This is a genomic window from Rossellomorea vietnamensis (genome assembly GCF_008180415.1).
GTDB classification, from domain to species: Bacteria; Bacillota; Bacilli; order Bacillales; family Bacillaceae_B; genus Rossellomorea; species Rossellomorea vietnamensis_C.
Window position 1 is genome coordinate 22,825 of record NZ_VTEI01000006.1, and the last position, 12,030, is coordinate 34,854.

At 39.5% G+C, this 12,030-nt stretch carries 8 protein-coding genes and 1 tRNA gene; 3 read left to right on the plus strand and 6 right to left on the minus strand.

Features of this window, described 5'->3' with window-relative positions; translation table 11 throughout:
• Window positions 1–216: 216 nt before the first annotated feature.
• The 3 genes from FZC78_RS12405 to FZC78_RS12415 all read right to left on the minus strand — a co-directional run bounded on the left by FZC78_RS12405 (window position 217) and on the right by FZC78_RS12415 (window position 5,771).
• The gene (locus FZC78_RS12405) at window positions 217–3,351 is read right to left on the minus strand and encodes an AAA family ATPase (protein WP_148940028.1); all 3,135 of its coding nucleotides are present in this window, start codon (window positions 3,349–3,351) and stop codon (window positions 217–219) included.
• Entirely contained in the window at window positions 3,348–4,493 is a 1,146-nt protein-coding gene (locus tag FZC78_RS12410; RefSeq protein ID WP_148940029.1) for an exonuclease SbcCD subunit D, read from the minus strand. Before FZC78_RS12410 ends, FZC78_RS12405 begins: the two co-directional genes overlap by 4 nt.
• A gap of 747 nt (window positions 4,494–5,240) precedes the next feature.
• A complete protein-coding gene (locus tag FZC78_RS12415) occupies window positions 5,241–5,771 on the minus strand; it encodes a hypothetical protein (protein ID WP_148940030.1) in 531 nt (176 codons plus the stop codon).
• Window positions 5,772–6,029: 258 nt separating this feature from the next.
• On the opposite strand from FZC78_RS12415, the gene FZC78_RS12420 reads away from it, so the two are divergent.
• Window positions 6,030–6,126, plus strand: a tRNA-Sec gene (locus tag FZC78_RS12420).
• 313 nt (window positions 6,127–6,439) lie between these two features.
• On the plus strand, window positions 6,440–6,931 hold the full coding sequence (locus FZC78_RS12425) for a CBO0543 family protein (RefSeq protein ID WP_148940031.1): 492 nt from the start codon (window positions 6,440–6,442) through the stop codon (window positions 6,929–6,931).
• 130 nt (window positions 6,932–7,061) lie between these two features.
• Here the strand turns inward: FZC78_RS12425 and FZC78_RS12430 are convergent, their stop codons facing one another.
• Both FZC78_RS12430 and FZC78_RS12435 read right to left on the minus strand, forming a co-directional pair.
• The gene (locus tag FZC78_RS12430; protein ID WP_148940032.1) at window positions 7,062–7,625 is read right to left on the minus strand and encodes a YtxH domain-containing protein; all 564 of its coding nucleotides are present in this window, start codon (window positions 7,623–7,625) and stop codon (window positions 7,062–7,064) included.
• A gap of 612 nt (window positions 7,626–8,237) precedes the next feature.
• Complete coding sequence (locus FZC78_RS12435) at window positions 8,238–9,566, minus strand: ATP-binding protein (RefSeq protein WP_148940033.1); 1,329 nt, start codon at window positions 9,564–9,566, stop codon at window positions 8,238–8,240.
• Between the two features lie 240 nt (window positions 9,567–9,806).
• Here FZC78_RS12435 and FZC78_RS12440 point away from each other — a divergent pair, with 240 nt between their 5' ends.
• Window positions 9,807–10,235, plus strand: coding sequence for a DUF2621 domain-containing protein (locus FZC78_RS12440; protein ID WP_148940034.1), 429 nt, complete (start codon window positions 9,807–9,809; stop codon window positions 10,233–10,235).
• 532 nt (window positions 10,236–10,767) lie between these two features.
• Here FZC78_RS12440 and FZC78_RS12445 read toward each other — a convergent pair.
• Complete coding sequence (locus FZC78_RS12445; protein ID WP_148940035.1) at window positions 10,768–11,550, minus strand: undecaprenyl-diphosphate phosphatase; 783 nt, start codon at window positions 11,548–11,550, stop codon at window positions 10,768–10,770.
• Window positions 11,551–12,030 lie beyond the last annotated feature (480 nt).

Sequence of the window (12,030 nt, forward strand, 5' to 3'; positions counted from 1 at the left end):
TTGCTTTCGAAAAAATCTCCAAGAGCCGGTTTCCCCCGGATACTAAGAGTTTTATTTCTTATCGTGGAAGAACAGCTCTTTTTTAGGTATTACCGTATTTCACCTTATTGATATTTATATTTCTTCGGAGTTAGTATCAAACAGCAACAAAGTTAACGAAAAAAGCCTGCCTAAAAAGGCAAGGAATTGGAAAACGACCAAGTCCTTGCCGCAATGTTAAGCTAAAAAGTGAAATCTGGTGGTACTGCCTGTTTGTGAAGAGATGACTTCCAATCGTGCATCAATTCGTTCTTTCAGCTCTGGAACATGTGATATCAGACCGACTAAACGACCACTGCTTTGAATATCCATCAGTGCTTCAATCGCATGGTCAAGAGATTCGGGGTCCAGTGTGCCAAACCCTTCATCAATAAACATTGTTTCCAGGGAAACACCCCCCGCATACTGCTGAACGACGTCAGCAAGACCGAGCGCCAGGCAAAGTGCTGCTTTGAAGCTTTCGCCTCCTGAAAGAGTTTTTACATGACGATCCTGTCCTGTATATTGATCAAAGACAAGCAGCTCCAAGCCGCTTTGGACATTCCCTTTACTTCTATCTTTTTTCCTGATCAGCCTGTATCTTCCCGATGTCATCTTCATCAGCCTTTCGTTTGCCACCAACAAAATATCCTCTAAAAAAGAGGCAAGGACATAGCGTTCAAATGTAAGACGATGTGCATTATGTCCTCGTGCCATCTCGGCAAGATGACCGGCAAGGCTGTATCTATTTTCCATATCTTTCATCTTCTTGTTAAGTTGAAGGACATATTCTAAGATCGCTTCGTTTTCAGATTTCCTCATTTTCATGGAATTATAGTCTTCGTTCAGTCTTTTTAATTCTTCGTTCATAAAGGTGAATTGCTGCTGAAGTTCTTCAAGGCGGGGTTCTTCTGAATCCTGAAGAGCTTTTTCGAGTTCTTCAAGCCTGTCCTTCACCGAGCGGACTTCCTCCCCGTAACTGCTCACACCTTTTTCCATTGAACTGATTTCAGAATCGGTTCTTTTGGCTTCCTGAAATGCCCTGTAGCTTTCAAAACCTTGTTCTTCCAGTATTTGAAGGAATTTATTCCGTTCATCTTCCATCTCTGTTTTAAGTTTATCCACAGCAGCCTGCCGGTCATTCACTTGGACTTCATTAACAGAAACATCTTTACTCAGGCGATTGTAGACTTCCTGAGCTTTTTCATATGAGGTTTTTAATAGGTTCAATTCCTTCTCGGCTGCATGCAGTGCCTGGGTGAATTTCTCCCTGGTTCTGATCTCGGGGGGAATGGCCGACCTTCTGCTCTCTAATGCACCCTTCTTGGCATAATAATTTTCAGATAAATTCTGTTCATCCTTTGTAAGCTGTTCGATTATTTTATCCTGCTGCTCAATGGACCTCTTATTCTCTTCGATATTTTTAATAAGAAGCTGGAGACCGCTAAGCTGCTGTCTGCCTGTCTTTAAGTCTGTTTTTTTCGCATCCATCAGGCTTCTTACCGACTCTAGTTCGCTATCGATATGCTCTTCTTTGATTCCTTCAATCATTTCAGTAATTTCACTCAATGCTTCCCGTTTTTGGGTTTGAATCGATGTGTATTGAGCTTCAATCTCATAAAAGCTTCTGCTGGATTCATTTGAGAGTTTTTCTTTTTCCCCTGCCATTTCTTTTGCTGCTTTAATATCCTTTTCATGAGGGAGGTCCTCCTGCAGATGTGCAAGAACAGGATGCTGCTCGGATCCGCATACTGGACAGGGGTCTCCCTCATTAAGGCTGGAAGCAAGTATACCTGCTTGCGCTTTATTCCATTTGCCTTCCAGCCAATTCAATGTGGAACGGGCATCTTCAAGTTCTTGAACGGCATGCTTTTGCTGTTGGTTCCGCTTTTCCAGATTAAGTTTCAGGAGAATGCTTTCTTTTGCTATTTTTTGATAATGCAAGAGTAACTTCTCGCTGCTGTGCAGTTCGGAAATCGCTTTTTCTATTTCAAACATCTCAACCCGGAGGTTTTCCAAGGCGGCTTTTCTTTCCTCCTGCTCCTGAAGAATTTTCTTCTTAGCAGACAGGCCTTCTACAGCCTGTTTCATTTCGACCTTCAACCGCTTCCGCTGTCCGTCAAGTTTGGAGACCTCATCCTCTAATTGTCCGTAGGAGAAAACATCCTCCCGCAGGCTTTCCAGGGTATTGACCTTCTTTCCTGCTTCCTTTCTCTTCTCTTCCTTTTTCTGTTCTCGCTCCCATTTCTCCCGTGCAGTATGCATATTGATTGTTAACTCACGCTGTTGAATGTGGAGCTTCTCTAATTCTTGTTCTACCGATTTTAATTCACGATTCAACCTATGGCAGTATTCATCCTGTTTTAACAGCTTGTCTGCTTGATGAGCTTTTTTGATTTCGGCCTTCAACCGTTCTATATCTTCCCTCTTATTTTCAAGGGTTTGTTTTAGTTTTCTAAGGACTCTCCTCTTCTCAAACTGTTCTACCAGTTTCTGCGCGTGTACGATCTGTTTTTGAAGCTGATCTCTATCTTTCTGCTTTTTATCAAAGAGCTGGCTTAATTCATTCAGAGCATTATTCATATCTGTGTTGTGATATTGAAGTTTTTCTATTATTAATGTGTCGTTTAGGGGTTCCTCCAGAAGAAGCTCCCTTAATGCTACATTTTGCTCGGGATGTATACCCAGCAGATTTCTCGTTCTGTCTTCCACCGCTTTTTCTACATCTCTTTTTAAAAGATCACTTTCTTCTTTTAATTTATCCTGGATGTTTTTATAGAACTCTGTATGAAAAAGACGTTGAAGAATCGCTTCTTTATCTTTGCTGTCAGAAGTCAGAAGCTTACGGAACTCTCCCTGCGGAATCATGAGAATCTGCCTGAACTGGTTTGCATCAAGCTGAATGATTTCTTTTATTTTTTCATCGACATCTCTGACGTTCGCCGCCAGCAGTTTTTTCTCGCCATGTTTATCGATTGAATAAAACTCTGCTTTTGCATTGACGGTTGTGAACCCTTCACCACGTGCTTTCTTTTTTTCCTGTTGAGGAGATCTGGTAATGAGGTACGTCCTGCTCCTTAAGGAAAAAGTCAGAGACACTTCGGTCAAGTCGTTGTCATCTGCAAATTGACTGCGGAGATCGTTGCCGTTCCTGTCTTCTCCCGAGGCTTTTCCATAGATGGCAAAGGATATCCCATCAAAAATGGTTGTTTTTCCAGACCCAGTTTTTCCGGAAATGACAAACATCGTCCTGTTTTCAAGAAGCTGAAAGTCAATCGTTTCGGCAGCAGGGTAAGGCCCGAACGCCTGCATGGTCAGTTGTAATGGTTTCATTTCTTTTCAGCCTCCCTCTTCGCCTTCTCAATGACATTGATCATCATTTGTTTCTTCTCTTCTGAAAAATCAGAAGTGGTCATTTCATTGTAAAACTGCTGAAATAGTTCCAACTCTGTCTTTCTCTCATCCTTGACTGTAGAATAATTCTCTTTCCTTCTTAAATCGTATTGTTCTGCTTTTTTTTCTAAATGAAGAACATTGGGGTATACCTGGCGCAATTTATTGATTGGATCGATAAGCGCTCCCTCATCAAGCAGAGTCACTTTCAGAAAGTCATCTGTTTTTTGATCGTTGAAAAAATGGGGATCTAATAGCTCCTCCATAAACCCTTCTATCTCACGCATGTCCTGTTTGGGTGTTAAAGTTTTTTCTTCTATCGAGATATTTCCCTTTGAATCGATTTCAACAATTGAAACAGCTTTTCTCTGTTTAGCTTCAGAAAAAGAGTATTTTAATAGTGAACCAGAATACTTCACTCTAGCGTGCTTGATGGCATCCGGACTATGAAGATGTCCAAGGGCAGTATAGTGGAAAGGATCAAATAATTCAGAGCCTACACATCCTGAACCTCCCACAGACAAAGTTCTTTCAGAGTCAGAGGTTTTTCCTCCAAGAACAAAGGCATGACCTACGAATACCTGTGGCAGTGATGTGTCCATATTCTTTTCGATTTCACCAACGAGAGCCTGCATGGCATCGTGATGGGAGTGAATGGAATCATCTTGAAGGAGCTGTCTGACGATTCCAGGGTCTGCATAAGGAATTAAGTGAAAATGAACACCTTCCACTTCTATTGGAGTAAGATCATTCGTTAGTTTTCCTTTTAAATATAAACGGCTCTGTTTATACCACGACGTACCGAAAGACAGCCTTTCAGCACTATCATGATTTCCCGATATAGCTATTACTGGGATTTTTAACTCCACATTGATTTTGTATAAAATTTCATCAAGTAATTCAACAGCTTCCGTTGGCGGTACCGAACGGTCATATAGATCACCAGCGATAACCACTGCGTCAGGCTGTTCATCTTCTACCAATTGAACAAATTGATATAAAACTTCCCGCTGCTGTTCAGTCATATAGATTCCATGAACCAGCTTTCCCAAATGCCAGTCAGCTGTATGTATAAACTTCATCCTAATCACCTCTCCGAACAAATATTCTATTCGTATTATATCAAATATTCCCCGGTGTTTGTTACACTTTGATGGGTTGGCATGAATTTACGGAGGATGCTGCAGTAATAACGTTTTCTTTGATCTGGGAGAGTAGTATTTCCTTTCTTAATCAGCTCTCCACACCCGCTGAAGCTCGTAGTAGACTAGCTACTCTCACCCACAGCCATTTATACACATGTATTACGCTAATAAGAAAATAGAAAAAACCATACCCTGCAGATAAGCAAGATGAAAAAAACTCTTTTCTAAAAGCTCTTTTCGTAAACTTTGTTTTTTTGTTACTATTTCCGAAAAAATATCCATATTAAGAGGGGTGAAAACTGGTAACCACCGAAAAGAAAAAAGCTACCCTCGATAAGAGATAAAACTCTTCCTCATTTTTACCAAGCAGAACTGGAGCGTAAGGCGTGCGACCTCCTGCGGGACTAGCGGGCATCTAGTTCCAGCGCCTTCCCCCTCGTGGTTGCTCGCCTGGAGCGGAAACCCATTAGGTTTAGAACAGCGAAATGTATACGAAAGGCTGTTTTCGTATACATTGTTGCTTTCGGATATCCCCAGATACATGTTAACTAGGTTATCCCGGTGACTTAAGGTTGTTTTTTTCTGAAATTAGTATCAAATAGCAACAAAGTTTACGAAAAGAGCCTTACGAAAACAAAAAAAAAGATTGCTCCCTTTTTAGAAACAATCCTTTTAAGCCTTTAATTATCCGTTAACATCATTGCTAAGAGAAGATTTAACCAATCCGGCTTCTTCAAGCAAGCTGCCGATTTGCTCTTCAGCTTCTGTGAATTTTTCATTAGCCGCTTCAAAGTTTACTTCTTCATTTTGCAGCTCAGCAGCTTTCATATCATAAGATTCGGCAAGTGTGGATTTGAATGTTTCTAATTCTTCCTCATACTGAGAAAGCTCTTCTGAAACTTCCATCCCTTGTACTGCTTCACTTGATGCAGTTGCTGATGCTGCAGCAGCTTCTTTCATTTCAGCACTAGGAGCTTCTTCTCCACCCATAGCAGCTTCAAACTCATTTAATTCATTATCTACTCCGTTAAGAGTACTTGTCATATTCAAGTAAAAATCCATCATTGCTCCGGATACATCAGCAGTTTCTTCTGTTGACTCAGTTTCTTCTGCATTGTCTGCACTATTATTGTCCGCTGCATTATTTTCTCCATTGTTCGAACAACCTGCAACCGCTAACAAAATAGCTAATCCTAACCACCATAATTTTTTCATGTTCTTCATCCTTTCTGAATTGCCCATGTTGAATAGTTTTCCGGCAAAATCTGTGCTGCTGCCCATGCAACCTCACAAGTTTCAGCCGATAAGTATCTTATCATGGGAATATCAGGCAGGTAAAGGAATTGTCCTTCATTTCCATAAAGTTTAAATCTTGGAAATTTTGTATTATTTCTGAATAAAAGTAACCAATACTTACTGCTTGAAATTCTTCCGGAAATTCTACATAATAGAGAATGCTGATATTATTCTTGTGGGGCTGATTGTGTTGCTGGTGCATGCCTCGGTCTTCAAAACCGCTTGGGAGGCGCGTGCCGTCTCCGCTGGGTTCGATTCCCAGGCAGTCCCGCCAAATTTAACTACAATTTCTATAGAATTTACATTGACCTTAGAGGTTTCCTCTAAGGTCATTTTTCGTTGAAATGGGTTAGTTCCTGCCTTTCTTATACATCCGATAAGCTGCAAAGAATAAAATGACCCCAATAACTATGCCTGATAAATCCATCAGCAGCCCCATTGATCCTTCCGCCTTTCTACCCTCTTATTCACATGATAATGTGTACTACTTTTTGTATATTTTTTCGAAAGAAGAAGAAATTAAAATATACAAGCATTAAGATTTTACCACATGATTCGATTTCGAATCTCAAAATAGGGGGATTAGGGTGAAAAAGAGGAATGAGAAAAAGATTTTACTCTTTTTACTGGGTTTTGGGTTACTTTCCTTCATGAATATTCTACGAAAACCCCCTATCAAGGACTGGCTGATTATTTTCCTTGTAAAGGGGTATATTTCTTCAATTTTAGATAAGTTTGTGGTTAAGAAAGGTTATATAAAATATCCTCTCAAATTGATCAAAATATTTGATACAAGCTTTATTTTTGACTATTTATTATTTCCTATTACCTGTGTTTATTACAATCTGGCCACTTATCAAAAGAACTTTAAAACTATTTTAATAAGAGTCCTCTATTTCAGTGTTCCTATGACTATGGTTGAACAATGGCTGGAGAGGAAAACCAACTTGATTCAATACAAAAAAGGATGGAGCTGGATTTTTACTTTTACATCTTTAAATATCACCTTTTTAATGGTGAGAGGAATTATCTCACTAGTAAGGGTGAAAGCAGAGAGTGAGGATAGGAAATTTCAGTAGTATTAAATCCATGAATTCTCACAGGCTGCTCTCCAAAATTCGAGTGAGACCACCTCCAACATAAACTTTTAAGTTTTTCCGAAACCAGCTCAATTTAAACAGTAAAAAAAACCGGTAAAAACCGGTTTTTTTATCCAAGCTGTCCAGGTATTTTTTTTTCTGAACTATCAGAAGAAGAAGTGTTGTTAAAGCCTGGGCTGTTGTTTGAAGTTGAACTGCTATTCACGCTTCCGCCTGATTGACTGGAGCTTTCATCCATTACTTCTTCCCCAGCCTCCTTTACCTTTCCTCCGATGTCTTTTAGGTCTGAAGTAGCTTCTTTGGCAGTTGAAAGAATTTCTGTGGATTCTTCTTTAACTTGATTGACCTGCCCGACAATATCTCCGTTTACCTTTTCATAAAGATTTTGAGCATCATTGATAGCTTCTTTCAATACAGATTGAGCTGAACTTAAACGATCTTGCAGGTCGCTCTTAACTCCAGATGGGTCATTTCTTACTTGTCCAACCATGTCCATCGTGGAGTCTTTCATGCTTTTCGTATTGGAAGTCACTTTTTGTCTTGTTGTAGAGTCAAGCATGGCTAACGCTCCGCCAACTACCGCTCCCAATACCATTCCTTTTACAAGCTTTCCGTTCTTCTCTTCTTCGTTTGATGAAACATTCGTGTTATTATACGATACTGTTTGTGTCATAAAAAACATCCTCCTAAGCAATATTTATATATGGTCTTAGTTTTTTCTTTCCCGATATTTTTCATTTTAAACTTTAAGTCCCTCCACATAGCCTTCGGGAATATTTCCCAAATTTAAAAAGCTGTGATGTTCTTACAAGGTCACTGAACAAGTCCACCAAAGATACCTTTAATTGCAGAATCGCATCTTTCCCGCTTCAGATGGTATGTAAGAGTGTTGGTTTCCATTCAAGATGCCTACTCCACTTGGGTACAAGCCTGATGGAATGGGCTTTATTTTGATAGAGGCCTGTCATGTTTTCATTGGATACCCGAACCTTTTTCCTCTATTTATTATCCAAAATACTAAAAGACATGGATAAGTGCCACCGGTCACTGGATTGAATCAGCGACTTTCCATCCACTAGGTGAAAAAGGACCATTTCAGCACCGACTGGCAAATGTTCTTAAAATCCTTCTATAGTTTAAGTAGTAAAGAGAGCAGCATATACATTGCTTCCAAAGAAAAAAGTCAACTTTTCTTCCTATTAAGGAAGGGAAAGTTGACTTTATCTTTGATTATAACAAGTCATAATAATAATTCGGTATATTTAAGAGCACTTGTTTTCACAGCTTAAACTTTTTCTTTTGTTCCCTCTTTTGCTCTCTTTGATTTTTTGGGGAGAGCAGCAGGCAAAGTCAGATCAAAAGTAGTTCCTTTTCCTTTTTCACTTTGGACATGGATGGTTCCGTGGTGATCTTTCAATATTCTGAGACACACCATGAAGCCAAGTCCAGTGCCCTTCTCTTTTGTTGTATAAAAAGGCTCACCAAGTTTATTTAAGGTCTTTTCATCCATGCCGTTTCCTTCATCTTGAAAGGTCAGCAGTACTTGTCCATTGAGTTCATTTGCCGATATGTAGATGTTGCCGCCCTCTGGCTGTGCTTCAATGGCATTTTTAATCAGATTGATAAACACCTGTTTGATCTGATTTTCGTCACATTTTATAAAAAGTTCCTTTTTCGTGAACTGCTGGTGGATCGAAACATCGAATAACGTAGCATTGGTCTGCAGCAAGGCTGTAACCTGTTGAAGAATATGAAGGACATTTTTCTCCTTGAATTGGACTGCCTGTGGTTTTGCGAGCATGAGCAATTCACTTAAAACCATTTCAATCCTCTTAATTTCCGCAAAGATTATGTCTAAATAATACTGATTCGTATTTGAATCAGATTTCATTAGTTGAAGAAAGCCGTTTATGGCTGTAAGGGGGTTTCTGACTTCATGTGCGATTCCTGCAGCCAGCTGCCCGGCAATCGACAGCTTTTGTGATTGTACAGCAAGGTTTTCATTTATTTTCATAAGCTCTTCTTCAGCATATACTCTATGGGTTATATCTGAAATAGTGCCTATTGTTCCCTTGAAGACTCCTTTGTCATCATAATTAAGTTTGATATGAAGTTCCGCCCAATAATTCCCGCCGTCTTTCGTTCTATAGAGTACCTCTACTTTTGTACTGCCTGCCTTTTCTTTAATGCTTATCCTGATTATCGGCAGAACTTCATGGCGCTGCTGCAAAGGTAAAAAATGGAGAGCATTCGCATTCAAACTTTCATGGACTGAATAACCTGAAAAACTCTCCCAGGCAGGATTAAGAAATTGAAATTGTCCTTGGGAATCAGTACGAAACACCACTTCGTCTATTTCCTCCAGAACAAGGCTCATCTCATCAGATAATGTACGGTACTTCTCTTCGCTTTCCTTCAGCTGTTCGAGGTTTCTTTTATGACGGTCGTAATAGCCGCCCAGCCAAACTGCCGCTCCTAAAATGAGAATGGTATACACAATATCGACAATTAGGTTAAGATCGTTTTCCAATATAAAATAAAAGATGTAATCCCAGGCACCCACAAACAAAGCCACCGTTATAAAAGATGTTATCCGACCCTTATATCGACCCATTTCGTCACCCTTCGATTCATTCTTATAGTAATATCCTAATTTTCGCACAATTATCCTAAAATCAGTATACCATCTCTTGAAGAAAAAGGAATATTTTACTTGTGAAAAGTTTTAGAATTCACTTTAGCACATTAAAGCAACAATGACGGCTTTTTAAAACTGCCTCTTGCCACTGCCCCTCCGCTTGTCTATAATGAAAGACGATAATTGGCTTTTACAGAAATTTTGAGGTGAAAAAACATGCAATTAGAAGGCTGGTTTTTAATCTTCATCCTTTTCTGGGTAGTTGTCCTTATTTCCTTGTTTGCAATCGGTGGTTTCTTTATGTTCAGGAAATTCTTGAAACGCATGCCGAAAGAGGATGGACGATCTGATTTAGACTGGGAAGAATATTATGTCAATAAAACGTATACTTTATGGGGTCCTAAGGAAGTTGAAATTCTCAATGAATTGGTATCCCCAGTTCCGGAGCTGTTCAGAGATGTTGCCAAACAAAAAATCGCTGGAAAAATCGGCGAGCTGGCTTTGAAAGAAAAGGCCTCTTTCATATCACAGGAGCTGATCGTCCGAGGATATATCATGGCCACTCCCAAAAGGGACCATAAATTTCTTAGAAAAAAACTGGATGAAATGAATATTGATGCTGCACCTTATGAACATCTATTCTAAGAGTGCGGAAAGGAATTTATTGTAATGAGTGTCATTTTAATTATCCCTATCATTTTATATTTAATCTTCTTCGGGGCAGGTCTGGTTATCTATAAAAAATATAAAAAGCAAAAAGGCTGAAACGGGAATTCCTGTTTCAGCCTTTTTTTTCAGCCTCTTTTCATAAACTTTGTTGATAATGATACTAATCCCGAAAAGAATAACTATAATTCAACGAAATAACCTTATAGTCTTGAAAAGAAAAGAGCTGTTCTCTTCGATAAAATAGAAAACCCTTAATATCCGTAGTGGGGGATCCGGCTCTTGGAATTTTCCTAAAGCAACAATGGGTGCGAAAACAGCCTTTCTTAATGATTGTTGCTTTTGAATGCTATTCTATCCCTTATCCCTCTTTCTCGTAGAAGAATCTTCGCTGCAGGCGTGCGATCTCCTGCGGGACTTGCGGTCGTCTAGTTCCAGCGCCCAGCTCCTCGGGGTCGTGCGCCTGGAGCGGAAATCCATTATAATTAAGAAAGCCATCGAAGACAGCCATTTATAGTAAAAACAAGGCAACAACCGCTGCCAGGGCAAAACGATAATAAGCAAAAGGAGTCAATTTCACTTTGGATAAAAGTTTTAAAAATGACATAATAGCAATCAATGCTACTATGAAAGCCGAAAAGAATCCCGCCATGAACATGTCAACATCAGAAACTGATATTACCTCATAACTCTTAACTAAATCCAGTCCGCTGGCCGCAAACATCATGGGTACTGCCACCAAAAAAGAAAACTCAGCAGCAGTTTTATGATTTGCACCGCTTAAAATCCCACCCGCTATTGTTGCCCCTGCTCTTGAAAACCCAGGAAATAAGGCAAGGCATTGAAAAAATCCTATTCGAAACGCCTGCTTGTATGTCAATTCATCCAAGCTTTCAGTTAGTACACGTTGATTTTTCTTTTCTGCATAAATAAGCAGCACACCGCCAACCGCAAGAGCAACAATAACAGTCTGTGGTGAAAACAAGTATTCTTTAATCAGATCATGCAGCAGCAATCCGACCATCACCGCAGGAAGCATGGCAAAAAGGATATGAAGGACGTTAAGACCCTCCTTGAAATTAAATTTCAAAATCGACAGGACTCGTTTCCAATAGTAAACTACCACTGCCATAATGGCACCAAGCTGAATAAAAATACTAAAAGTCTTTTCCTTCTCCCCAGTAAAATCAAGAAAATGCCCAGCCAGAATCAAGTGGCCAGTAGATGATACAGGCAAAAACTCAGTGAGTCCTTCAATAATCCCCAATATAATGGCGATAATGATTTCATTCAAATGTTCCATCTCCTACAATTTTTATTCTTTCTGATGCCCGATAAGAGTATATGTATTCTTCCCATAACTCTATTTAATTGATTGGTATCAGCCTATAGAGAATGAATCTATTAAATTGCTTTGTTTGCTCTCTCAGCTGCTGCTTTATCCACCTTCTTATCCAGGTTAACAATATATCTCCTTTTATTGTATTTCATGATATACTGCTTCTCTCAATACTATCTAAGTAATATTACTTCGAAGTGATTCTACTGTAAAGATAATTTTCATCGCCCAGATACTGGTCCATAAACCAGCCACCTTCTTCGATTTTGGTAATTGTTCTGCCGAATTATCTTCCTTCAGCTGATTCTGATTATATCCTTGAAGGTGATTTTCATTTCACCCCACTCTATCTTATTGAATCCCATTAAAAGCTCTAGCCCCGATGGTATAGTTGGGATTTTCTAAAATCAAAAAAACCGGCAGTCTGCCGAGAGG

Coding starts and splice junctions, on each gene's coding strand:
- FZC78_RS12405 (WP_148940028.1), bottom strand. CDS start 3,351: ATGAAACCATTACAACTGACCATGCAGGCGTTCGGGCCTTACCCTGCT.
- FZC78_RS12410 (WP_148940029.1), bottom strand. CDS start 4,493: ATGAAGTTTATACATACAGCTGACTGGCATTTGGGAAAGCTGGTTCAT.
- FZC78_RS12415 (WP_148940030.1), bottom strand. CDS start 5,771: ATGAAAAAATTATGGTGGTTAGGATTAGCTATTTTGTTAGCGGTTGCA.
- FZC78_RS12430 (WP_148940032.1), bottom strand. CDS start 7,625: ATGACACAAACAGTATCGTATAATAACACGAATGTTTCATCAAACGAA.
- FZC78_RS12435 (WP_148940033.1), bottom strand. CDS start 9,566: ATGGGTCGATATAAGGGTCGGATAACATCTTTTATAACGGTGGCTTTG.
- FZC78_RS12440 (WP_148940034.1), top strand. CDS start 9,807: ATGCAATTAGAAGGCTGGTTTTTAATCTTCATCCTTTTCTGGGTAGTT.